24 protein-coding genes and 1 pseudogene are annotated in these 22,214 nt (G+C 44.8%); 17 read left to right on the top strand and 8 right to left on the bottom strand.

The window, feature by feature from the left end; translation table 11 throughout:
- Positions 1 to 99: 99 nt before the first annotated feature.
- The 3 genes from DESLBE_RS05470 to DESLBE_RS05460 form a co-directional block, all read right to left on the bottom strand.
- Complete coding sequence (locus tag DESLBE_RS05470) at positions 100 to 588, bottom strand: GNAT family N-acetyltransferase (RefSeq protein ID WP_144675544.1); 489 nt, start codon at positions 586 to 588, stop codon at positions 100 to 102.
- Between the two features lie 67 nt (positions 589 to 655).
- Positions 656 to 1,012: a hypothetical protein gene (locus tag DESLBE_RS05465; protein ID WP_194239729.1), complete on the bottom strand. Its 357-nt coding sequence runs from the start codon at positions 1,010 to 1,012 to the stop codon at positions 656 to 658.
- 199 nt (positions 1,013 to 1,211) lie between these two features.
- Positions 1,212 to 1,628, bottom strand: coding sequence for a carboxymuconolactone decarboxylase family protein (locus tag DESLBE_RS05460; RefSeq protein WP_144675542.1), 417 nt, complete (start codon positions 1,626 to 1,628; stop codon positions 1,212 to 1,214).
- Positions 1,629 to 1,763: 135 nt separating this feature from the next.
- Here DESLBE_RS05460 and DESLBE_RS05455 point away from each other — a divergent pair, with 135 nt between their 5' ends.
- From DESLBE_RS05455 to thpR, 16 genes and pseudogenes are all read left to right on the top strand, one after another.
- Complete coding sequence (locus tag DESLBE_RS05455) at positions 1,764 to 2,210, top strand: Lrp/AsnC family transcriptional regulator (protein ID WP_018213092.1); 447 nt, start codon at positions 1,764 to 1,766, stop codon at positions 2,208 to 2,210.
- Positions 2,211 to 2,231: 21 nt separating this feature from the next.
- Positions 2,232 to 2,363: pseudogene (locus tag DESLBE_RS26770) on the top strand (MBL fold metallo-hydrolase); the annotation flags it as partial.
- A gap of 205 nt (positions 2,364 to 2,568) precedes the next feature.
- Positions 2,569 to 2,925, top strand: coding sequence for an arsenate reductase family protein (locus DESLBE_RS05445; protein WP_005814448.1), 357 nt, complete (start codon positions 2,569 to 2,571; stop codon positions 2,923 to 2,925).
- A gap of 180 nt (positions 2,926 to 3,105) precedes the next feature.
- A complete protein-coding gene (gene brnQ, locus DESLBE_RS05440; protein ID WP_144675540.1) occupies positions 3,106 to 4,419 on the top strand; it encodes a branched-chain amino acid transport system II carrier protein in 1,314 nt (437 codons plus the stop codon).
- Positions 4,420 to 4,676: 257 nt separating this feature from the next.
- The gene (locus DESLBE_RS05435; RefSeq protein WP_005814454.1) at positions 4,677 to 5,192 is read left to right on the top strand and encodes a sigma-70 family RNA polymerase sigma factor; all 516 of its coding nucleotides are present in this window, start codon (positions 4,677 to 4,679) and stop codon (positions 5,190 to 5,192) included.
- Entirely contained in the window at positions 5,179 to 6,603 is a 1,425-nt protein-coding gene (locus DESLBE_RS05430) for a DUF4179 domain-containing protein (RefSeq protein WP_144675538.1), read from the top strand. The genes DESLBE_RS05435 and DESLBE_RS05430 overlap by 14 nt, the downstream gene beginning before the upstream one ends.
- A 110-nt stretch (positions 6,604 to 6,713) precedes the next feature.
- Positions 6,714 to 8,354: a LysM peptidoglycan-binding domain-containing protein gene (locus DESLBE_RS05425; protein ID WP_015943955.1), complete on the top strand. Its 1,641-nt coding sequence runs from the start codon at positions 6,714 to 6,716 to the stop codon at positions 8,352 to 8,354.
- Between the two features lie 308 nt (positions 8,355 to 8,662).
- Positions 8,663 to 8,971: a hypothetical protein gene (locus DESLBE_RS05420; RefSeq protein WP_015943956.1), complete on the top strand. Its 309-nt coding sequence runs from the start codon at positions 8,663 to 8,665 to the stop codon at positions 8,969 to 8,971.
- A gap of 148 nt (positions 8,972 to 9,119) precedes the next feature.
- Positions 9,120 to 9,500 carry a GntR family transcriptional regulator gene (locus DESLBE_RS05415; RefSeq protein WP_005814465.1) on the top strand — a complete coding sequence of 127 codons (381 nt, stop codon included), beginning with the start codon at positions 9,120 to 9,122 and terminating at the stop codon, positions 9,498 to 9,500.
- Complete coding sequence (locus tag DESLBE_RS05410; RefSeq protein WP_144675536.1) at positions 9,501 to 10,349, top strand: ABC transporter ATP-binding protein; 849 nt, start codon at positions 9,501 to 9,503, stop codon at positions 10,347 to 10,349.
- Positions 10,346 to 10,969: an ABC-2 transporter permease gene (locus tag DESLBE_RS05405; RefSeq protein WP_144675534.1), complete on the top strand. Its 624-nt coding sequence runs from the start codon at positions 10,346 to 10,348 to the stop codon at positions 10,967 to 10,969. Before DESLBE_RS05410 ends, DESLBE_RS05405 begins: the two co-directional genes overlap by 4 nt.
- Positions 10,970 to 11,127: 158 nt before the next feature.
- Positions 11,128 to 12,741, top strand: coding sequence for a spore germination protein (locus DESLBE_RS05400; RefSeq protein WP_144675532.1), 1,614 nt, complete (start codon positions 11,128 to 11,130; stop codon positions 12,739 to 12,741).
- Positions 12,692 to 13,828 (top strand): endospore germination permease, encoded by a 1,137-nt coding sequence (locus DESLBE_RS05395; protein ID WP_144675530.1) that lies wholly within the window; start codon positions 12,692 to 12,694, stop codon positions 13,826 to 13,828. Before DESLBE_RS05400 ends, DESLBE_RS05395 begins: the two co-directional genes overlap by 50 nt.
- Positions 13,825 to 15,000, top strand: a complete 1,176-nt coding sequence (locus tag DESLBE_RS05390) for a Ger(x)C family spore germination protein (RefSeq protein WP_144675528.1) — start codon at positions 13,825 to 13,827, stop codon at positions 14,998 to 15,000. Before DESLBE_RS05395 ends, DESLBE_RS05390 begins: the two co-directional genes overlap by 4 nt.
- A gap of 122 nt (positions 15,001 to 15,122) precedes the next feature.
- Positions 15,123 to 16,361 (top strand): multidrug effflux MFS transporter, encoded by a 1,239-nt coding sequence (locus DESLBE_RS05385; RefSeq protein WP_144675526.1) that lies wholly within the window; start codon positions 15,123 to 15,125, stop codon positions 16,359 to 16,361.
- 32 nt (positions 16,362 to 16,393) lie between these two features.
- The gene (thpR, locus tag DESLBE_RS05380) at positions 16,394 to 16,960 is read left to right on the top strand and encodes an RNA 2',3'-cyclic phosphodiesterase (RefSeq protein ID WP_144675524.1); all 567 of its coding nucleotides are present in this window, start codon (positions 16,394 to 16,396) and stop codon (positions 16,958 to 16,960) included.
- A gap of 108 nt (positions 16,961 to 17,068) precedes the next feature.
- Here thpR and DESLBE_RS05375 read toward each other — a convergent pair whose 3' ends face one another.
- From DESLBE_RS05375 to DESLBE_RS05360, 4 genes are all read right to left on the bottom strand, one after another.
- A complete protein-coding gene (locus tag DESLBE_RS05375) occupies positions 17,069 to 17,668 on the bottom strand; it encodes a TlpA disulfide reductase family protein (protein ID WP_144675522.1) in 600 nt (199 codons plus the stop codon).
- A gap of 46 nt (positions 17,669 to 17,714) precedes the next feature.
- Positions 17,715 to 18,386, bottom strand: a complete 672-nt coding sequence (locus tag DESLBE_RS05370) for a cytochrome c biogenesis protein CcdA (protein ID WP_144675520.1) — start codon at positions 18,384 to 18,386, stop codon at positions 17,715 to 17,717.
- A gap of 105 nt (positions 18,387 to 18,491) precedes the next feature.
- Positions 18,492 to 20,033, bottom strand: a complete 1,542-nt coding sequence (locus DESLBE_RS05365; RefSeq protein ID WP_144675518.1) for a HAMP domain-containing sensor histidine kinase — start codon at positions 20,031 to 20,033, stop codon at positions 18,492 to 18,494.
- Positions 20,023 to 20,718 (bottom strand): response regulator transcription factor, encoded by a 696-nt coding sequence (locus tag DESLBE_RS05360; RefSeq protein ID WP_018213074.1) that lies wholly within the window; start codon positions 20,716 to 20,718, stop codon positions 20,023 to 20,025. The genes DESLBE_RS05365 and DESLBE_RS05360 overlap by 11 nt, the downstream gene beginning before the upstream one ends.
- A gap of 157 nt (positions 20,719 to 20,875) precedes the next feature.
- On the opposite strand from DESLBE_RS05360, the gene DESLBE_RS05355 reads away from it, so the two are divergent.
- Entirely contained in the window at positions 20,876 to 21,328 is a 453-nt protein-coding gene (locus DESLBE_RS05355; protein WP_144675516.1) for a DUF2680 domain-containing protein, read from the top strand.
- A 98-nt stretch (positions 21,329 to 21,426) separates the two neighbouring features.
- Here the strand turns inward: DESLBE_RS05355 and DESLBE_RS05350 are convergent, their stop codons facing one another.
- Positions 21,427 to 22,098 (bottom strand): uracil-DNA glycosylase, encoded by a 672-nt coding sequence (locus tag DESLBE_RS05350; protein WP_144675514.1) that lies wholly within the window; start codon positions 22,096 to 22,098, stop codon positions 21,427 to 21,429.
- Positions 22,099 to 22,214: the final 116 nt, after the last annotated feature.

Genomic DNA, 22,214 nt, shown 5'->3' with positions numbered 1-22,214 from the left:
TTGCTGTGAAAAGTCGTAAATGATGACCTGATTTCGACAGCGACAGGGCGTATATAAACCCATCATTGCCTTTGCAAACTCTGATTCAAATTGGTTGAATTAATTCAGAGATTTGTAGAAATATTCCTGCTGCGCATCATAGATATAGCCGTTCGCCAGCAGTACATGGTTGGACGCATGGTTTTCAGCATCCGGCTGGACAATAATCCTCCTGGCAGCTTCCACGGCTTGAATGGTATTGGATAAAAGCCGGATAATTGCTTTTCCGTACCCTTTGCTTAGATAGGCTTCGTTTCCGATCAGATAATCAATCGAAAAAGTATCGCCGGGTGTGGTGACGCTATACCAATCTTCCATATCGTTTGCATCGCAGCAGTCGTAATATTGACAAAAGCCGATAGGGGTTTCGCCCTCCATAACGATAAAATGGCGGATCCACGCATAAGCGCCGTGCCGTTCGTTTATTTCAGCAAGCCATTCATCTGCGTCATGGTACCAGCTTAAAATATAGGGTTTGTTTAGCCATACGGTTAACAAATTCAGATCCGTATCATCGAGGGGGCGAAGTGCCAGTTCTTTGTTTTGCACTTTTCAGACCTCCGTTAAAAAATTTTGAATATGGAAACAACATTGCCCGAAGGCCCTCGAATCAGGTTTAACGCTTAGCATGGAGGACGGATGGTATGCATACTGTTGTGCCCTCCTTTTGTTTCCATCTCACTGTATGCCCCGCGATACATGCAAAAGATAACCTTTCCAGCCGGAATAAGATCTGACTGAATCTTCCTATTCCAGGCAAAGGTTTTGACACAGGAAAGCCAATTTCAACATCAAGATTTTGTATATCCACATTGTGATAGGCAACGTAAGGGACATCGGACAAGAATTCCTCTAATTCTTTTAGATACGCTGCCATTTTCCCATAGCTTTCACCAATAAGCATAGGAAGATTTTCAACCTTTGTATTCGTACGAATGGATATAGTAGGCTGCTCTGCTTTTTCAAATTTCAATATTTGATATTCTCGGCACTTTCTTTCCCTCCCATCATTTTATAACAACTATTTATGTTCGATTGCGTATAAAGTAGTATTAATATAGCATTTTGATCAGTTTCACAATGAACTACACATGATAATGGTCTGGAGTTGTTACCAACAACTCCAGACTTGTCATTTGGGTATATAAAACGAGAGGGGTTATGTTGGTCGATCAAATCTGGCAGACTGGCCCTAAGTTCAATAAGGCACCAAATCTTTGACAAGCTGTTATAAAGCAAATGAGTGCCAAAAGCTCCGAAATCTCGCTGTCTGTAAACACCTCTTTTAGCAAACTGAATTCATCATTACTCATATGTATCTTTTCACAGGATATATCCGCGGCATGGATGGCCGTTTGTATCCGCTGATCCATTATTATTTCTGAAGGAATCCCCTTGGCTTTGCAGTATTCACAGCCGTTATGAAAAGCCAGGGTACGCCGGACCTCCTCTTTTAATTCTGAAGAAAATGTATTGCTGGAAAAAAGACATTCTTCCAGTGATGCCCATTTCTCTAATATGTTTCTATTATGTCCCAATAGCAGCTGAAATGGTGTAGAACCGTTTTGCGAGAAAGAAATCAATTCCATACTCTTTCCTCCTAAATCATATATTTGTTGACAAAAAAATTGTAGCAGACATACAATGTAAATTGCATTCCATATGATATAATTATTTTGTAATAATATATTTTTCGATATGTATATTTGAAAAAGGTGTTTCTAATGAAGATGGACGAAATCGACGCAAAAATTTTACAGGAGTTGCAGACTGATAGCCGAATTTCCATTAGGGAGCTATCAAAACGAATACATCTTTCACCACCTTCCGTTACAGAGAGAGTGCGAAGACTTGAGGATCATCACGTTATTGAGGGATATACTATCCGCCTCAACAAGAAGAACCTTGGCCTTGCCATAGACTGTATTATAGAAGTCACCATGAGAGATAGTCAGTATGAGAAATTTAAAAATTTTATTACAGATTATCAATACAGCGAATGGTGCTACCGTATCGCGGGTGACGCGTGCTTTATTGTCAAATTATCGGTTCCTTCTTTAGATGATATTGAATCATTTATCAATGTCGTATCCGCTTATGCTTCCACAAAGACATCCATTGTTTTTTCAGAAGTGGAGGTCAATGACTGTATTGATAAATTCTTAATTTAATTACACAGCACAGCAGGAAGAATGGGAAACTGGTTTACGCTCGACCAAATTGATACAGATACTCATATTATCAGCGAATACCGCTATTGGGAGGAAACACACTGCTACCTGCTTGAAGGTGGAGATCGGTGTTTGCTCATTGACACCGGCCTTGATGATAAGCAGCAGGTGCTGGATTTGCTAGTTACTACCATGGAATCCGTTAGCGATAAGATGAACATTACATGGAAAATCTGACGGGTAGAACACAATTCCATCAGACCGTTACCCTGTGTAATCCCATGTAAACCGTACTTTGTTGTATAATAACCAACACCTGGCAGCGCCTAAAATAGTTACGACAGTAAGGAGGGAAAGAATGCAATTTATATGCTACTCCAGATGCACGACGTGTCAAAAAGCAAGGAAATGGTTAGAGGAAAAAGAGCATTCCTTTGAAGTCCGGGATATCAAAGGAGATAATCCAACCTTTGCGGAACTGCAAACATGGTATAAACTTAGCGGGTTGCCCTTGAAACGTTTCTTTAACACCAGCGGTCAACAGTATAAGAGCTTAAATCTCAAGGATAAGCTGCCTGAGATGACTGAAGAAGAGCAGTTAAAGCTTCTGGCTACAGATGGAATGCTGGTGAAACGCCCCCTTTTGCTGGGGGAGGATTTTGTTCTGACAGGTTTTAAAGAAGCTGAATGGGAAGAGAGATTAAGCAAATCATAAGGCCGGCACTGACAAACTCAGTATCCTGATTAATCGGGGATACTGGGTTTGTTTTTTGCACAGAGTATGAATGACAAATCATGGTTGACATCGCTTTGGGGTGAATGCTATTCTATAATAGTTTTTGAAAATAATATAAATATTAGAATTCCAACCAATACTACAATAAGGAGCGAAATAATGAAGCTTTCCAGCAAGGACATTTTAATTACAGGATTCGCACTCTTAGCTATGTTTTTTGGGGCAGGCAACCTAATTTTTCCGCCTATGCTTGGTTTGCAAAGTGGAGATCAGCTTTCCTGGGCTTTATTGGGTTTTATTGCTACAGGAGTTGGCTTACCTTTTTTAGGAGTAACTGCCGTGGCGAAAGCCGGCGGGGATTTGGAATTGCTCGCTAATCGGGTTCACCCTGCCTTCAGTAAAATGATCACGACGATTTCTGTTCTCTGTATCGGCCCCCTTCTGGCTATTCCCAGGACCGCCGCCACAACTTATGAAGTAGCGATTGCTCCTGTGACCCAGTCCATCCATCCTCAGCTGGCTTTATTGCTGACATCGGTTGTCTTTTTTATCATTGTCTTATTTTTTGTCCTAAGGCCGGCGAAAATTCTTGATAGTGTGGGTAAAATACTTACTCCCTTTATGCTGATTTTTTTAACCCTGATCATTTATGTCGGAGTCACCCATCCTTTAGGAACGATGGCTCAAAGCAGCTATACCAATCCCTTTTCCCAAGGGTTTTTAGAAGGTTACAATACCATGGATGCTATCGCCTCGGTGATTTTTGGTATGATCATTGTTAAAGGGATCAAAGATAAAGGGGTTACCGATAACAATCAAATCGCCGGAATCACTATCATAGCAGGGATGATTGCGGCAGCGGGCCTGGGCTTTATCTACATTGGCTTAGCCTATATCGGAGCTACGACGGGAACCTTATTTACCGGTACCAATCATGGGCAGATGCTGATCTTTGTCAGTGAATCCTTGTTAGGGGTCCTGGGCCGGACGGTTATTGGTGTCGTGATGGCTCTGGCCTGTCTCACTACGGCGATTGGATTGGTGGCCAGCTGCGGAGAATATTTCAGCCGTTTAACCCATAACCGGGTGAGCTATAATACCGTAGCAATCATTACCACTTTGGTCAGCTTTATTTTGGCGAATATGGGCTTAGCTAATATTCTGAAGATATCCGTACCGCTGTTGGAGTTCGTCTATCCGATCATTATCGTGCTGATTATGCTTGCTCTTCTTCATAACTTCTTTAAAGGCAAGCGGGCAGTTTATATATGGACAACGGGCATTATTGTACTCTTCGTCATCCTTGATACTCTCTATGATTTGGGAGCATCCCTGGGGATTAATCTCGCCTTTATCCGGGATGGACTGAATCTGCTGCCTTTCTATCATTTAGGTTTGGGGTGGCTGATCCCCGCTGTACTCACCTTAGTTTTAAGTGTAGTCTTTACTGCCAATAAATCCGTCAAGGCCTAGACAACTAGTGTTTAACAACAGGGAAATTCTCAGGTAAAGCAGAACTCTTTTTAAGGGTTCTGTTTTCTTTACACTGTCAGAAAGTATAAGCTTGCGCTATATACTTTCTAAGCATAAGGGCAACCAGCGACTTCGCCTCTTTTGTGAGTATAGGCTTAAAGATCGGCGAAGCCGGGTTTTCTTTATGAAAAATTTTAATGATCATGGCAATGAAAAACCCGGGTGAGTTTCTCTAATAGATAGGAAGGGGGGCGGACATGGGGATATTTGGCACCAAGGGAGTCGATAAAAAGACCTATGTGGCTTTGGTCACAGAGTATAAAAGCACAATGTATCGCCTTGCTTTCGGCTATCTCGGCGATGCAGACAAGGCCTTGGAGGCAGTGGATGAAGCTGTCTATTTAGGCTATGTTCATAGAAAAGAGTTGCGGGAACCCGTTTTTTTCAAGACATGGCTGACCCGAATTCTCATCAATGAATGCTATCGGCTGTTGAGAATGGGAAAGCGGGAAGTGATCATGGAAGCTCTGCCGGAGCAAGGGCAATCTTTTCCAGAAGGCACATTATCGCTCAAGATGGCTATACAAGGACTGTCTGAAGACCTCAGAAAGGTCATCGTGCTGCGTTACTTCGGTGGCTATACCATTGCCGATACGGCTGCACTTTTGGGAATTCCGGAGGGGACGGTAGCCACCCGTACACGAAAGGCCCTAAGACTCCTAAGAGTGGAACTGAGCGATCAGGAGGGGGGAGAGCAGTATGACAGAGGATAATCAAGATATGTCAAAGAACAGCCTTAATGGTGGGCAAGGCTGGGAGGCTTTGCTGGCAGAAGCTCATGCTGAACCTGAGGGCTTGGACTTTGTAGAAGAGCGGCTGGAGAACAGAATCGGGCTGAATAAGAGGAAAAAGAGAAGAAAGAGAGCAATTTACAGTTCCCTCTCGACCGTTGCCGCGGCACTGGTGTTCGTCTTTTTGGTCAACACCAATGGGGCTTTTGCCCAGACACTCTCTAGGCTTCCTGTGATCGGCCAACTGATTGAGTATATCCAGTTTGATAAGAGCCTGAGTAGAGCGATAGAAAATGAATATATTCAGGAGGTTGATCTGACCGCCTGGGATGGGGATAAGGGATTAGGCCTGCCTTATGTGCTGGCCGATGCCAAGAATTTGGTGCTCTTTTTTCAGCTTCCCGATGATTTTGAGCTGGCGGCTGATGAGTGGGCCCATATCTATCTTAAGGAGATGAGGGAGGGCAGAACAGGAGAGAAACTTGAAGGTTTTGCCTATACCACCTCCAGTTTGTCTCCAGAGGGAAGGGAAGAAAATCATGGCTTTATCATGCAGCGCTATCACTTTTCTGAAGGTGAGCTGCCTGAACAGATCTCTTTTGATGTGCTTTTGGAGTTGGAAAACCTCCCCCGTGAAAAGAGCGAAGCTCCTGTAGGGGAATTTGCCGAGGATGCTTATGAACACCAGATGCAAGAAATAGGGAGTTTTACCTTTGAAGTCAAATTTAATGAATTTGCTGAGCCCATCGTATCGGAATTTCATGAGCAGCTCAGCATCCGTGGTCAGAGCATCACTCTGGAAGAGATGAGGGTGTACCCGACAGGAACGGAAGTGTCCTTTGCCTTTGCTGATGAGAATACATCCTGGGTCAAAGGTTTGGATTTGACTGTAGCAGAAGAAGGGGAAAGCGTACTGAGAGGCAGTCAGGGGATCAGTGCCATATATAAAGAAGATTACAGCGGCATGACGGTTTTTATCGAATCGGATTATTTTGACAAGCCCAAGGAACAGGAGCTTTGGATTCGGGGCCTGCGTTTGCTGGATAAAGAAGAGGAATTTATTACGGTGGACCTGGAGAAGAAAACCATCACCCCGGCGATTGAGGGCATGGAGCTTAAAGAAGTGATCAAAGGAGAAGAAAAAGCTAACCTGGTGTTTGCCACCAAAGTCATGGGAGAGGAAGCCTTCGGTGCCTTCGCTTTCGATTATCAGGATGAGCAAGGGAACACCTATAGCCTGAAAAACATGGGCACTTCTTCATCCCAAAATTCCTGGATGGAAACGCACATAACTGTAGACTATCCCGAGTCCGGCCGGATCATCTTGCAAAGAGTATCATCCCCGCTGCTTATCCTGGAAGAGCCAATCCGTATTCCCCTTCCTCAACGTTAAATTAATCTAAGTTCATTAATATTCGTTGTTTTTTGGGGAGGAGAAATAAAAGGGGAAGTAGAATTATATAACTTATAGTGAAATTACTTTTTTGGAAAGGGGAGGAATTAATGAAAATTAACAAGAAACGCTTTGCTATAGCTATCCTATTGATAGCAATCCTTGTCTTAACAGGATGTACAGCAAACCAAAAAGCCATCTTCGATGCCTCAATGAAGATGCAAAAGGTCAATTCCATACAACAGCATATGACACTGTCTATGGAACTCAAGGGTACAGGACTGGACCCCATGATTCAGGAGCAAGTCGATCAAGTGGCGGCGATGCTCAATGACACAAAGATTGAACTTAATCTTAAGACCAAAACCAATGAAAAGCAAACCATGGTTCAATCCCAGGCAGATATGAATTTCAGTATGCCGGGACTGGAGATGAAGATGCCCCTCTGGATCGACATGGATCTCACAGGAGATCAGCCTAAGTTTTTGGAGATCATTCAAATGCCCCTCATGGCTAAAGCATCCTTGCCGCCTGAGTACATGAGCAAAGAGTATATGGTTATGGACCTTGCCAATACGAGCAGCTCAGAATTAGCTCCGATGGATATGACCAAGCTGATGGACTTCAGTGTGAACTTTCAAACCAAGTGGACGGACTTTTTGATAAGTTATGCTGACCGTTTTAACCCTGGCCTGGAGGTCGTCAGTGTGCCCGTTCAGGATCCTTCCATCCAGAAATACGCCATTCACCTTGATGACAAAGCATTTAAAGCTTTGTTAAGCTACACTGTCAATAATTTTGCCCAAGATAAAGAAGCCCAAGGCTTTTTGAATGATTATTTCCAAGCTGTTCTCGATCTGAGCGGCGGGGCCTCCTCTTTCGAAGGTGCCCTGGATGCTGAAGAGATGTTTGGCGACTCGGAAAGCTCTGCAGAGGCTTTAAGCCAGTTCAATGCGATCTTAGACTCCCTGCAGGATGTAACTCTGGTCGGAGAGAGCGGTATTCAATTGATCTACACCATTTCCGATGGTTACATTACCCAGACTGAAGGAAGCTTTGATCTGCAGATTGATTTGGCCCAAATGGCAGGCTTGTTGAATATTCCCAGTGAAGATGAGGAATCAACAGAAGTCAGCGGCATCCTGAATTTTATCATTAACTATAAGGCAGAGAATTCCAATATCAATCAACCTCTTGATATCCAAATTCCGGAATTAAGCACGGAGAACTCTTTCGACTACTTTGAATTTATGGAGGCCTCTTTGTCTGCGCTGGAGAACGTTGAGGTAGGCGTTGAGGAAGTTATTCAAGAACCTGCTCCGGAACCCGGCCCGGAACCTGTTCCACCGGCAGCCAATTCTTCTGAGGAGTCCGTTGCAGCGGCATCCGCACCTACGGATTATACAGTGCAGCCGGGCGATACATTAGCGACGATCGCTCTTAATCACTATGGAAGCTATGAACAGCATGCCGGCATCTACCAAGCCAATTTGGCAGCTTTTAAGAAGAATGGCAACCGGCTGGATGCAGGAATGGTCCTGACTCTTCCGGCTGAAGGACTGCTTGCACCATTGCCTGCGGAGAACGTAAAGCAAGTCTATACAGTAAAAGCAGGGGATACTTTAGGGAGCATAGCTAAACAAATCTACGGTGACAGTTCCCTCTATACCAAAATCTATGAAGCCAATCAAGAAAGATTAAAGAGCCCCAACCTGATTTTTGAAGGGCAAAAGCTGGTAATCCCTAACTGAAGTTTTTAAATAGTGCATAGAAAGACTGCTTTAAAGAGAGTGAATCTACCTTCGGGTAAATCACTCTCTTTTGGCAATTTATGGCGCTGTCCGCCCAACTGGCGGCCCTATCCTGAAAAAGGCAGCGGCAGAGGGTGGATAAGAATTCTGACACAAAAAGAAAAGATTAAAAGGAAATAAGCTGACCCAGAGAGAATAAATATAAAGTAAATTTCGAAATTTGGAAATTCGGGTATAAGCAGAAAAGAGCAAAGAAATGATGAGCAGAGAGGATTAAAGAGACAAAGTCCATGAAGAGGAGGATGAGGATGAATTTAGAGCAGGCTTTCCATGAAAGCTCCGCAGGCCTGTTGGTTACCGATGCAGACTTTAAAGTGATCTGGGCCAACCATTTCGAAGAAGAGTTCTATAATAAGCCGGTTATTGGCCTGGAAGTGGTGGATTGTCATCGGTCCGAGAACAGAGAGAAGATTAGTGAATTCCTCGCTCAGTTTAAAGCCGGAGCGATGAAAGAATTTACGAAAACTGCTGTGGGAATGATTATTACCTATAGCAGCTATACAGTAGACGGCGAGTTCGCCGGATTAGTCAGGACGAGAATTCGGCTGCCCAAGTGAATTCGGTTATCTATTATAACGAAGCCCCTCAGGATATGTTTGATATCTTGAGGGGCTTTCGTTATATATAAAAAAAGATTGACTAAACGTTCATAGTGTATATAATGAATATATACACTATGAACTTAGATAACAGGGAGGTGATCCGTTGGATATTATCATCAGCAACTCCAGTGGGAAGCCTATATATGAGCAAATCACGTCTCAAATCAAAAATCTGATTATCACAGGAGAGCTTAAGCCTGGGGAGGCCCTGCCCTCTATGCGTCTTTTAGCTAAAGAACTGCGTATTAGTGTGATTACGACGAAAAGAGCTTATGAGGATTTGGAACGGGATGGGTTTATCCAGTCCATCATGGGGAAGGGAAGCTTTGTCGCTGCGCAAAATACAGAGTTTATACGAGAAGAGCATTTGCGGAAGGTGGAAGAATACCTGCAAAAAGCTATTGAGACGGCTAAACTCTCAGATATATCACTGGAAGAGCTTATGGAGATCACGGCCATGCTTTATAAGGAAGGGGAGGAATAAATGGAAAATGTCCTCGAAACAAAGAATCTATCGAAAAGATATCAGGAGTTTGAATTGAAGAATGTCAGCTTTTCCTTACCCAAGGGCTGTATTATGGGTTTAGTCGGGGAGAACGGAGCGGGAAAAAGCACAACCATCAAGCTGCTGCTCAACTTAATCCGGCGTGATGGAGGAGAGGTGAAGATTTTAGGCAAGAATAATTTGAACCATGAGAAGGAGATCAAGGAAGACATAGGAGTTGTGTTTGATGAGAGCAACTTTCCGGATAATATGAATGCTGCGGATATATCCCTGGTAATGGGCAATATCTATAGGAACTGGGAGCAGAAGCTCTTTGACGGTTATCTGCGGAGATTTAGTCTGCCGCTCCAGAAAAAGGTCAAAGACTATTCCAGGGGTATGAAAATGAAGCTGTCCATCGCCGTGGCTTTGTCTCATCGCCCTAAATTCTTGATTCTTGATGAACCCACCAGTGGTTTGGATCCCATGGTGCGGGAAGAGATTCTGGATATTTTTCTGGAATTTATTCAGGACGAAGAACATTCTATCTTGATCTCCTCTCATATCATCAGTGATCTGGAGAAAATTGCCGACTATATTACGTTTATTCATAAAGGGAAAATATTATTCAGCGAGGCCAAGGATCAGCTCCTTGAGGATTATGGGATTCTCAAGTGCAGCCATACGGAACTGGATCAAATAGATAAAGGGTTGATCATCGGCTATCGAAAAAATCAGTTCGGCGTTGAAGCCCTGGTCAAAAGAAAAAAGCTCAAAGGCAAGTTCCTGATCGATTCAGCAGGGATCGAGGATATTATGCTGTTTTATAGCAGGGGGGTAGGGAAATGAAAGGATTGATTATAAAGGATATCTTTGCCTTAAGGCAGCAAGGCAAAATACTTTTGGCATTGTTTGTATTCTATGCCGTCTATTCGGCCGTATTTAAAAACCTAAGCATGCTGGCAGCCATAATCGTGCTTTTATGCGTCATGCTGCCTGTCACGACCATGGCTTATGATGAAAAAAGCAAATGGGATAAATATGCTTTATCCATGCCCATCCCAAGAAAGACCATCGTACTAAGCAAATATTTATTTGCGATCATCGCTGAGCTTTTGGGAGTTGCTATCGTTGTAATTCTTGGTGGGATCATTATCCTTTTTACAGGTGAGATGGCAATCAGGGAACTGCTCATTATGACTCTGGCAGTCGGTGGGATTGGTCTGTTTTTTCTCACCCTTATCCTGCCGATACTCTTTAGATTTGGTGTGGAAAAGGCCAGATTTATTATGCTGCTGGTGTTCTTTGTCCCTACGATGATTGTTATGATGCTTCCCCAGCTGGGGATTGAATCTCCCAGTGCTCAAATCCTAAGGCCTTTAGGATATCTATCACCTCTGATTGTGGCGGGTATACTCCTGCTTTCTATAAAAATCTCCATTGGCATCTATAATAGAAAAGAGTTTTAGCCCTTTGCTCTTATCAAAAGAGCTGGAGTCGTTGAAGAGGAGGATCTTTGGACTGATGTTCAGAGCTCCTTTTTGTGTTTGAGCATGGAGGTTCCCTTTATTTGGCATACTAACTCAATAATAGTTATCATTGAATAGCGAGAAGGTTAGGGAAGTGTATGTTTAAAGAATGGGTTCAAAAAATCCTCACTTCAGGGATGGAAGGAAATAACAACGAAGATGAACGGCAATGGGAAATTCAACCTAAGCCTTTGGACAATTCTCTTCAGGAAAATCTGCAAAGCTTGAAAGAGATCTTTGATCGGTGTGCTGATATCACCTTCCGGGAATTCAAGATTAATGCCGATGAACCCATCAATGCCACACTGATTTACCTCAAGGAAATTACCGATGCTAAAAAAATCTCCGAATATATGCTGGAACCTATGATGTATGAGGCCCCTGAGATAGCTGATGATGGTCAGTCAGTGGATAACCAGGTCCTTCACTATGTCCAGAATCGCTTAAGCACGGCAGCAAGTGTGGAAACAGCCCGGGACATAGGTGAATTGACTAAAGGGATATTGGACTCTAAAGTGGCTTTACTGATCGACGGAGCTTCCACGGCCTTGCTGATGGCTGCTCCCGGAGGAGAGTCAAGAGCTATAGCTGAACCTGATTCAGAGCCGGTGGTCCGGGGATCCAAAGACGGCTTTGTGGAGGGGCTATCCACCAATATTATGCTGCTGCGCCGCCGCATACGTACCAGCCGTTTAAAAACGGAGACCCTCGAAGTAGGTGATTTAACCCGCACCCAGATTGCTGTGTGTTATATTCAAGGAATTGCCAACGATAAAGTGGTTAAAGAAGTAAAAACCCGCCTTCAACGTATTAAGATGGATGGAGTTCTGTCCAGTGGTTATATAGAGGAAATGATTCAAGATGAACCCTTATCAATCTTTCCCTTGATCCTGACCACTGAACGCCCTGACCGGGTTGCGGCCTGTTTGCTGGAAGGAAGAGTTGCTATTATGGTGGACAATTGTCCCATGAGCCTCGTGGCACCCTGTACTTTTACGACACTGCTTCAAGCTTCTGAGGATTATTATATTACAGCTGAGTTTTCTACTTTTGTGCGGACTCTGCGTTTTATCGGCCTTAATTTCTCTCTGATGCTCCCGGCTTTAACGGTGGCAGTCTTTTCCTTTCATCAAGAGCTGATTCCACAGCCTCTTCTCGCCACTGTGGCAGGCGCCCGCCAGGAATTGCCCTTCCCCATCTTCCTGGAGATTCTCGTTATGGAAATAACCTTTGAATTGCTTCGGGAAGCGGGGGTTCGTCTTCCCAAAACCATAGGCCAGGCGATCAGCACCGTAGGGGGGTTAGTCATCGGTCAAGCTGCGGTAAATGCCGGTTTTGTGTCCCCGCTATCCGTGATTGTAGTGGCTTTGACGGCCATTTCTTCCTTCACGATTCCAAATTATCCGGCAGGGACCTCTATTCGCATTTTGCGCTTTTCCCTTTTAATATGTTCAGCTATTTTAGGAATCGTGGGAATTATGTTCGGTCTTATGCTCATTCTCTTCAATCTCAGTAGTTTGAGATCCTTTGGTGTACCTTATCTTAGCCCGCTTGCTCCGCTTAGCTCCAAAGAACTGAAAGATACCATCGTTCGCGTACCCTGGTGGGCTATGATCACCCGTCCCAGGATGGTGAACAAAGGTACGGAACGCCAGGCCCGGAATCAGGGGCCTCATAAGCCGGATCAAGAGGGAGGGGACTCGCATCGATAGAGTACGCATATCCGCTTTACAATTTGCGACGCTTTTGTTTTTAACGATTATGGCAACGGCGGTTCTTACTGTACCCAGTATTACAGCCAAGACTGCCGGTCAGTCTGCCTGGATGGTACCTGCCCTGGCGTCGGGATTTGGGTTTATCACTCTATGGCTGACGATAAAACTTAACCGGCGTTTTCCCGAAAAGAATTTGATCCAATACAGCAGAGCTATTGCGGGAAAGTATATGGGGAAAGTGATTGGAATAGGTTATATCATCTTTTTCTTTGTTTTCAGCTTTCTGATTGTACAGCAGTTCGCGGAGGTTATATATATTTTTCTTTTGGGAGATACCCCCCCATGGTTTCTTAATCTTTGTTTTGTCTTGGTTAGCAGTTACGGTGTTTTACTAGGGATTGAAGTGATCGCCCGCTCTGCTCAATTTGTGCTGCCACTATTTGTGATTAGTTTTCTCAGTATTGCATTCTTCGCTTTTCAAGATATGCGACTAAAAGAATTACTGCCTCTGTTCGAAGGGGGTCTGTACCCCATCATCAAGGCATCCGTAGTTCCGGGTTCATGGTTTGGTGAATGCATTATTATGGCTTTTTTATTTCCGCATATCAATAAGCACAAAGAGGTTTTTCGTAAAGGCTTCTGGACGATCATAGTTGCCGCTATCTTTTTTACTGGGAACATACTTTTGACATTGCTTATTTTAGGCCCGGAATTAGCTGCAGGCTACGATTTGCCTTTTTGGCTGTTAGTCCGTTTTATCGAGGTGGGGAGCACTTTTCTGCGCATTGAGACTATAATCGTCTTCCTTTGGATTTCCGCGGTTGTCGTGAAGTTTACCCTAATCTATTATTTAGGGTGTGTCACGGCCGCTGAAGTCTTTGGCTGGAAATCCCATCGGCGGATTGTTATTCCTTTTGGATTAGTTCTCGTCGCAACTTCTAATTTTATTCTGAACAATACGATGGACTTAAATTTATTTTTAAGCAACTATTGGCCGCCTTTTGCCTATGTTTTCGAACTGGTAATACCTGGCCTTTTATTGGCGGCGGCTGTACTCCTTAAGAAAGGAAGAGAAATCCGGTGAAGAAAAAGGTTCATGGTTTACTATTTATTAGTCTTTTCGTAAGCGCCCTCCTAATGAGCGGATGCTGGGACAGCAAGGAAGTTGAGGACTTAGCTGTATCAACTCTTGTTGCCTGGGATAGAGTTACCGTCGATGGCAAGGATCTGTGGCAGATTTCTACCCGTATCATGGATTTGCGGGTATCCCAGGGTAGTGGGGGAGAAGGAGATTCAAGTGCGCAAGAGCTCCTGCTTAAGGGCACAGGAATGACGATCCAAGAGGCCTTTAATAACCTGGTAAAGCGTTTGCCGGCTTCTGATTTTGTTGAGCATAATGTGGCGATTATTATCGGGGAAAAAGTGGCTCGGGAAGAACTCGCCAATATCATGAGTGCCAATCTGCGATTGCCCTTCTCTCGTATTAGTGTTAATATGTTTGTTTGCGAAGGGGAGGCATATAAAGTATTGCAGACACGACCGGAGTTGAGTTCAACTTTATCAAAAGAGGTGCGCAAGATTGCTGATAAAACCATGGAAGAAAGCGGAGCTGCCTTTAAAGTGACTTCTTTGGATTTCAGTAAGCAGCTTATCCGCAAGGACCGGGATACAGTATTACCCCACATCAAGATTTACTCCAAACAGGAGGGAGAAGAGACAGAGGAACATGCTGTAGAGATTCAGGGATTTGGAGTGATTCGTGACTCGGAGCTGGTTGGATGGCTGGGAAGCGAAGAAACTTTAGGGTATGTTCTCAGCGTGGGAAATCCGAGAAATCTGGAAATCCCTCTGGCGGTGACAGTAGGAGACGTTCTCTTCAGTTATTATATGACCAATGCCAAGGGGCGGATCTCCTCAGAGCTGGTGGAAGGGAAACCTAAATTCTCTATACATATTAAAACCGATGGTGTGGTGCATGAGGCAAGCGTCCCCATGCTGAATGAGGAGGATCGGCCGCTTTTGGAAAAGGCTATTGAAGAAAAGATTATGGATGTGGTCTGGAAAACTGTCGCTAAGGCGAGAGAATATGATGCTGATATTTTCGGATTTAACGAACACCTGCATCGATATCATCTCAAAGAATGGGAGACCATTGCTCCTGAATGGCGCAAGCATTTTAGAGATGCTGAAATCGAAGTGGAAGTAGATGCGGAAATTAAGGCTTTCGGTACATCCAACACTGGGTTTGATTTTTAAAACGATCAGGCAAGGGTCAAGGCGGTTTCTCCTTCTTTTCGACATAGAAATTTACAGTAAAAAATTATACAATAGAAGAGATTGATTTTTAAAACAAGATGCAGAGGAGAAAGAGGAACGCTATGCAAGGAGTTACAGAAAGCCGCCAAGACAAAATGGGACAGAAAAATCTGGGCCGGAAGGGCCTTATTGCCTTTATCGTATTGATGAACATGTTTATCCCTTTATCTATGGACCTCTATCTGCCGGCCTTGCCGAAGATGAATGAGTATTTCGGCAGCAGTGCCGCCATCACCAATTTAACCCTAAGCCTGTTTTTCCTATTTTATGCCATAGCCATCCTCGTCTGGGGACCGTTAAGCGATCGATACGGCCGGAAGCCGATCATCATGGTGGGGAGCGCTATTTATATTGTCAGCAGCATTGCCTGTGCCCTATCCACTAACATCACCCTCTTGATTATTTCCCGGGCTTGTCAGGGAATTGGTTCAGGAGGGATTACCTCCGCCTCCATGGCGATCATCAAAGATTGCTTTACAGGGAAAAGCAGAGAAACCATTCTGGCCGTGACCCAAGCGATTTCAGGACTGGCGCCTATGCTTGCCCCTATAGTCGGCGCCTGGATTTTGTATTTTACCGACTGGCGGGGGTCCTTCTGGCTATTGGCTTTCATTAGTGTCATCAATTTAGTATTGACGATCCTCTATCAGGAAACATTAAGGGAAGAGGAGCGCTACCGGGGCAGCCTGATCGGCTCCTGGAGCCGTTTAGCGGTGGTGGCCGGCAATAAAAGCTTTATCATCCCCACCCTTATTTTCGCTTTAGGCTCTATCCACTTTATGGGCTATATCGCTGTGTCCTCCTATGTTTATATCGATTACTTCGGTCTCAGCGAGCAAATGTACAGTTATTTTTTTGCAGCCAATGCCTTTATCTCCATTTTAGGGCCGGCCATCTATATTCGTTTCTTTCTTAATTTTAATAAGAAGAGGTTAGCCGTTCTCTGCTTTGGTGTGTCTGCCTTAAGTGGAATTCTGATTATGACCCTGGGGCAATTGTCTCCCTATATCTTTTTAATGGGAATTGTTTTGATGTCCCTGGCAGGAACCGTCATGCGTCCTTTCAGCACAAATATTCTCATGGAACAGCAAAAAGGGGATGCTGGCTCCATGTCCTCTATTCTCAATATGTCCTTTACTTTATTCGGCAGTTTGGGTATGGCTATCGCCTCCATCTCCTGGGGAAATATCGTAGCGGGCCTGGGAGCACTGATTGCCGTGGGTTCAGGGATTTCCATACTGGCTTGGTACGCCTTCATGAAGTCCGAGATTCCTTGTGCCGGCGTCAAAGACAGTCAGTAATCTGAAGTGAAGAGAGCCGGGGGGGGTAAGATATGGTGGATCAAAACATCAGAGCCTTTCTGGGAATTGACTTTACCGAGGTAGTGAAAGATGAAATCCATGAATTGCAGCAGAACTTGAAAGGTTATGCCTCAAAAGGGCGATGGAAGGGGCGGGATAATTTTCATCTTACCTTAAAGTTTTTGGCTCAAATCTCTTTTGCTCAAAAAGCTCAGATAGATGAATCCCTGCAGAGCTTATGCCGCAAGGAACCCCCCTTTAATTTAGAGTTGAAGGGTCTGGGAGTATTCGGCGGCAAAGAATCCTGCCGGGTGTTATGGCTGGGCTTAGCCGGTGATATGCAGGATTTGAGATCCCTCCATAAAAAAGTGGATCAGGTTCTGACCCCTCTGGGCTTTCCTCCCGAAAGAAGGCCCTTTAGTCCACATATTACTCTGGGACAGGATATTGTGTTTGCAGGCGGTTTTGAGGAAATCCAGGCAAAGGTCGGAGGTTTTGAGTTCACTCCAACTCATGTAGAAAGGATTCACCTCTTTAAAAGTGAGCAAGTTCAGTTCAAAAGAATCTATACAAAGCTCGCGGATTATTCCCTGGGTTAATGAATCGTTGAGTTGTTATCAATATCGCCATATGCATGCAAAAGGAGCCGCGACAGCAGTTGTTGCAGCTCCTTTATTCATATCTCACAGGGGTGCGCCCTGAAGAGTCTATTGTTTGAGCATATCTTTCAGTATGGTTTCCAAGGTACTCTTCTTCAAGGGTCCCCGGTACCCGGTTACAATATATCCTTCCCCATCGATGAACAGGGTGGTGGGAATGGTGGAAACCCCATAGACAGAGGCGGCTTGATGGTTTTTATCCAGATAAATAGGGAAATCATACCCCTCTTTATCCACAAAGGCTTGGCCGGATTCTTCGGTTTCCCGCTGGCCGTCTACCAGATCCACCATTAGAAAGGCTACATCATCCTTATATTGGGCATAAACTTCGTTAAAATGGGGCATTTCCTCACGGCAGGGAGGGCACCAGGAGGCCCAGAAATTCAAGACCACAGGCTTCCCGCGAAAGTCGGATAATCTATGTTCGGTACCGTCGGTCCCATAGACAGTGAAATTGGGTGCTTCTGTTTTCTTTTCTTCCTGTGCAGCAGGATTTCCGGACTGGGCATCCGGCTTATCCTGGCCCTGAGCCACCGGCTCCTGAGTGGGACCATAGTTTTCAGACAAAGAGGAGTAGGCCGTATAGGCGATCCCCAGGAACAGGACAAAGGCAATGATGCCCACAATTAATTTGGTTTTACTATTCATAATTACCCTCCCAGGATTAGTTTGATAGTTATCTTTTGTTTAATTTTTAAAAGGTGAGCAGGGTTAAGAAATACCCCATCATCCCTGTAGCCATTAATACTCCCACCAGGACTAAAAGTCCTCCTGAGATAAGATTAATAATTCGGTAGTTCCTCTTAATGAAGTCTAAGGTTGATTTCAGGCGTTCAATGAGCAGAGCGCTGGCCACGAAAGGAATTCCCAATCCTAAGGAAAAACACAGCAGCATGAGTATCCCCTTGAGGCTTTCCCCTTCGCTGGCAGCGAGCATTAAGGCGGAGCCTAAAAATGCTCCCACACAGGGAGTCCAGCCAATGGAGAAAATGATGCCGAACAGCAAAGAGGAGAAAAAGCCTAAATTTACTACCTTCATATTGACTTGCCGGTTGATATTGAGGATGGGAATGCGGATCACTCCCATAAAATTCAGGCCAAATAACACCACGATAAGCCCTGTAACAAGATTTATCACTTGATTGTAGTCGCGCAAAAAACTGCCCACAGTACCGGCAAAAGCTCCCAAAGCAACAAAAACCAGAGTGAATCCGAGGACAAAGCCAAGAGCATTGGTCAGGGTTCTTATTTTTTTATCATCGGCCCCCTGTCCGGCAAAATAGGAAATGTAAATGGGCAACATGGGAAGCAGGCAAGGAGAGATAAAGGTAATGACTCCCTCCAGGAACAACAAAAGATACTGCACGTGATCATCCTTTCCAAAAATATATAGTTCAAGATTTAAAAGTAATATTTCAAGACTTAAAAGTATGGGTTCAGCTCTAAAAGCATAGTCAAGACCCAAAGGTATCTAAAAGTGAAAACTGAATTGAGTTCCTTGACCGGGTTGGCTGTCTACAGTGATCTGAATCCTGTGCCTGTGGGCGATTTGTTTGGCAATAGCCAATCCCAGGCCGGTTCCCGTTTTGTTTTCCACAGCTGAGGATTTATAAAAACGGTCAAAGATATGGGGTAAATTCTCGGGAGGGATACCGGGTCCTTTGTCCCGGATGGTTACCGTATTATTGGCAAAAGTGATCCATACCTCCTCTTCAGGTGGAGAGAACTTGATGGCGTTATCCAGGATAATCAGGAACATTTGCCGGAGGCGCACATAATCGCCCTGGATAGAACAGAGAGGAGCTTCCGGCTCGATGTCTGTTTTTAACAGGATCCCTTTGCCGCGGGCGATATTCTGAGCACTGCGGAGGACATCCCTGAGCAAATCCCCAAGGCTGATGTTTTCCATTTCTATCTTAAAATCGGGATTTTGCAAACGGGTTAAATCCATAAGATCGTTGACCAAGTGCTGCAAAAAGATGCTTTCCTTGAGCATCTGCTGATGATAGGCCTTGATCTGATCCGGCTCGCTGATGACTTCGTCACAGAGGGCTTCCAAAGAACCCCGAATGACGGTTACAGGGGTCCGGAGCTCGTGGGAGATATTGGCGATGAAATCGCGGCGCTGCTGTTCCAAACGGTCACTTTCATGACTGGCTGACTCCAGGCGCTCCCTGAGAATATCGATGGCAGAAGCCAGTTCTCCGATTTCATCTTCTTGCTGAACCCCGGTCTTGGCCAGGTAATCTCCCTTAGCCAGTTGCAGGGTGGAGTTTTTCATGCGGTTCAAAGGTTTGGTAAAAGTATATGCCAGGACAATGGAAAGGAGAAGGGATAAGAGGAGAGCGACGGTGATACTCATGGCCAGAATCCCTGCCCCCTGCTGCAGCGCTTCCTTGGTTCCCTGGATAGGGGAATGGAGAAGCAAGGCACCGACCACTTTTTCCCCGGCTTTGATGGGGGCTCCCACAGTCAAGGTCGGGGTATTGAGAAGGGAACTGAAGCCTTCGCTGAAGGTGGTGTTGCCCTGAAACACTTCTTTGACGACCTGGTCGGCGTCCGCCGGTAAATCGGCATAGTTGATCTGGCGGTTAGTCATATGGCCAATGGTCATCAGCTGGAGGGTTTCATCCACGAGCCAGACATCGGCCATAGCGATTTCGTCAAGGAATTGGAGGTAAGAGCTGTATCCGCCCATGCCGTACATCATGCCGCCCATTCCACCCATGCCTCCCATACCCATACCGTGCATCATGCCCCCCATACGGTTTGCGCTGTTCATGCCGTTCGTTCCTCCGGCTTCGTTGCCTTGGGTAGCGGCGGCACTGGAGTTGCTGATTAAGGTTGAGAGTGTTCTGGCAATAGAGGTTGCCCGTTTTTCCATGTCAACCTTGTGCAGCTGAACCGTCTGATTCTTGAACAGGGTCATAAACACACTGCCGATAATAAGGGAGAACAAGAGCAGACTCAGGGAAAAATACAGGGTGAGTTTAAGGGCGATTTTATTCTTCATTGGTTTTCTCCCCGAATTTATAGCCTACACCCCAAATGGTCTTAATCTCCCATTGTTCATGGGGGAAGGAATCCAGTTTGGAACGCAAACGTTTAATATGAGAATCCACGGTACGGATATCGCCAAAGTAATCATAGCCCCATACGCTGTTGAGCAGATTATCCCGGGAGAACACTTTGTTGTGATTCGTTGCCAGAGTCCAGAGGATTTCGATCTCTTTCTTGGTTAAGGAGACCGGGCATTGGTCAATGGTCACAAGATAGTCATCCAGATTGATCATCAGGTTAGCAAAAGACAGGATTTGTTTTTTCTCCTCGTCGTTTTGACTGATTCTGCGCAGAATGGCGCGGATTCTCGCCATCACTTCGCCGGGGGAAAAGGGCTTGACGATATAATCATCCGCCCCGATATCCAGCCCCATGATCCGTTCAAAATCCTCCCCCCGAGCAGTAATCATGATGATGGGGACGTTGGAAGTTTTACGAATTTCCCGGCAGACTTCAAAACCATCAACTTTAGGCATCATTACATCCAATAAGACCAGATCGGGTTGAAGCTGCTGAAAAAGTTCCAGAGCTGCGCAGCCATCCCAGGCTATATGAGGCTGATAGCCTTCTTTTTTCGCATATTCTTCTAAGATCGATGTAATTTGTTTATTATCATCGGCAATCAATAGAGTTAACATAACATTCTCTCCCTAGTATTCTTTAGCCTATTTTACCATAGTATTGCAAAAACTCGTGTGACAAAAATACAATGGTTTTAACTTGGAAAAGACATAGTTCTGTCATACTTTTTGATTACTCTATAAGCAAAGGTTCAGTATTAAAAAAACAGGAGGTATGACTATGAAAAAGTTCAAAAAAGCAATCTTGATTGGAGCCATCGTGCTCGGAGTAGGGGCATCTTCCTCAACGGTCCTGGCTGCCTCTGCTTATAACAACCCTGTGGAGGCTTTAGCCGGAATCACTGGAAAAACAGTGGAAAGTGTCCTGACTGAACAATATGAAACAGGCAAAAACTTAGGCGTCATGGCCAATGAGGCCGGAAAACTGGATGAATTCCAAAAAGAGCTTCTGGAAATGAGAAAAGATGCTTTGGCGCAAAGAGTTGAATCCGGGAATTTGACGCAGCAGCAAGCCGATCAGATGATCACAGCCATGGAAGAGAATCAGGCTTATTGCTATGGGGATGGCTATGGCCGGGGACGGGGAATGATGGGAGCCGGCAATGGCGGTATGCTTGGCCGTGGTCAGGGCGGCTGCGGCGGCTTTGGCTACAATCAAGCCCGCTAGTCATTTCGGGAAGGCACATTATACAGGCAGGCTGTAAGGGCATAGGTCCTTACAGCCTGCTTTAATTTAATGTAACATTTGCCGAGCCCAGGAGCGGATCAGATATCTTCAATCTGCCAATTAATAGGTTCTTTACCCTGGGACACTAAAAAATTATTGGCTTTGGAGAAAGGCTTGCTGCCAAAAAATCCGGCATGGGCGGAAAGTGGGCTGGGATGTACAGATTTTATGATGAAATGCTGAGAGCCGATGATACTTTGTTTAGCCTGGGCATTTTTCCCCCAAAGGATAAACACCACAGGGTCCTGGCGCTGACTCAGGGCCGCGATCACTTTATCTGTAAATTGATGCCAGCCGATCTGAGCATGGGAGTTGGCTTGACCGGCGCGAACCGTCAGAGAGGTGTTCAGGAGCAAAACACCCTGCTCTGCCCATTTCTTGAGGTAGCCATGGTTGGGGATTCGGCAGCCCAGGTCACTCTGCAATTCCTTAAAGATATTCTGTAAAGAAGGTGGAGCAGGTACACCGGGTTTGACAGAAAAGCTCAGGCCATGGGCTTGGTTCGGGCCATGGTAGGGGTCTTGCCCAAGAATGACCACTTTGACATCTTGATAAGAAGTAAAATGTAGTGCGTTAAAAATATCATACATATCAGGATAGATGGTTCGTGTCCGGTATTCCTGTATTAAATGCTTTCTCAGTTGTTGATAATATTCCTGTTCAAACTCATCCTTTAATAATTCATGCCAATCATTTTTTAATATTTGCATCTTTATCACCCTTGTTTATTATACCATAGCCTAGGATACGATTGTTTTATGGTTTTTTGTTAAATTTGTTCGAAAAGCTAATTGAGTATAGTCTGAAAATAGTGTATAAATAACTA

Origin of the sequence: Desulfitobacterium sp. LBE (genome assembly GCF_007830365.1) — a bacterium.
Taxonomy (GTDB): domain Bacteria; phylum Bacillota; class Desulfitobacteriia; order Desulfitobacteriales; family Desulfitobacteriaceae; genus Desulfitobacterium; species Desulfitobacterium hafniense.
Note: the sequence above shows the minus strand (reverse complement) of the source record. Positions and strands in the feature narration are given on the sequence as shown.

What these genes read in the sequence shown, in the direction of transcription:
- DESLBE_RS05375 (WP_144675522.1), bottom strand. Translation starts at nt 17,668, where the DNA reads ATGAATAGTAAAACCAAATTAATTGTGGGCATCATTGCCTTTGTCCTG.
- DESLBE_RS05445 (WP_005814448.1), top strand. Translation starts at nt 2,569, where the DNA reads ATGCAATTTATATGCTACTCCAGATGCACGACGTGTCAAAAAGCAAGG.
- DESLBE_RS05410 (WP_144675536.1), top strand. Translation starts at nt 9,501, where the DNA reads ATGGAAAATGTCCTCGAAACAAAGAATCTATCGAAAAGATATCAGGAG.
- brnQ (WP_144675540.1), top strand. Translation starts at nt 3,106, where the DNA reads ATGAAGCTTTCCAGCAAGGACATTTTAATTACAGGATTCGCACTCTTA.
- DESLBE_RS05350 (WP_144675514.1), bottom strand. Translation starts at nt 22,098, where the DNA reads ATGCAAATATTAAAAAATGATTGGCATGAATTATTAAAGGATGAGTTT.
- DESLBE_RS05420 (WP_015943956.1), top strand. Translation starts at nt 8,663, where the DNA reads ATGAATTTAGAGCAGGCTTTCCATGAAAGCTCCGCAGGCCTGTTGGTT.
- DESLBE_RS05435 (WP_005814454.1), top strand. Translation starts at nt 4,677, where the DNA reads ATGGGGATATTTGGCACCAAGGGAGTCGATAAAAAGACCTATGTGGCT.
- DESLBE_RS05365 (WP_144675518.1), bottom strand. Translation starts at nt 20,033, where the DNA reads ATGAAGAATAAAATCGCCCTTAAACTCACCCTGTATTTTTCCCTGAGT.
- thpR (WP_144675524.1), top strand. Translation starts at nt 16,394, where the DNA reads ATGGTGGATCAAAACATCAGAGCCTTTCTGGGAATTGACTTTACCGAG.
- DESLBE_RS05385 (WP_144675526.1), top strand. Translation starts at nt 15,123, where the DNA reads ATGCAAGGAGTTACAGAAAGCCGCCAAGACAAAATGGGACAGAAAAAT.
- DESLBE_RS05355 (WP_144675516.1), top strand. Translation starts at nt 20,876, where the DNA reads ATGACTATGAAAAAGTTCAAAAAAGCAATCTTGATTGGAGCCATCGTG.
- DESLBE_RS05460 (WP_144675542.1), bottom strand. Translation starts at nt 1,628, where the DNA reads ATGGAATTGATTTCTTTCTCGCAAAACGGTTCTACACCATTTCAGCTG.
- DESLBE_RS05430 (WP_144675538.1), top strand. Translation starts at nt 5,179, where the DNA reads ATGACAGAGGATAATCAAGATATGTCAAAGAACAGCCTTAATGGTGGG.
- DESLBE_RS05360 (WP_018213074.1), bottom strand. Translation starts at nt 20,718, where the DNA reads ATGTTAACTCTATTGATTGCCGATGATAATAAACAAATTACATCGATC.
- DESLBE_RS05405 (WP_144675534.1), top strand. Translation starts at nt 10,346, where the DNA reads ATGAAAGGATTGATTATAAAGGATATCTTTGCCTTAAGGCAGCAAGGC.
- DESLBE_RS05425 (WP_015943955.1), top strand. Translation starts at nt 6,714, where the DNA reads ATGAAAATTAACAAGAAACGCTTTGCTATAGCTATCCTATTGATAGCA.
- DESLBE_RS05400 (WP_144675532.1), top strand. Translation starts at nt 11,128, where the DNA reads ATGTTTAAAGAATGGGTTCAAAAAATCCTCACTTCAGGGATGGAAGGA.
- DESLBE_RS05455 (WP_018213092.1), top strand. Translation starts at nt 1,764, where the DNA reads ATGAAGATGGACGAAATCGACGCAAAAATTTTACAGGAGTTGCAGACT.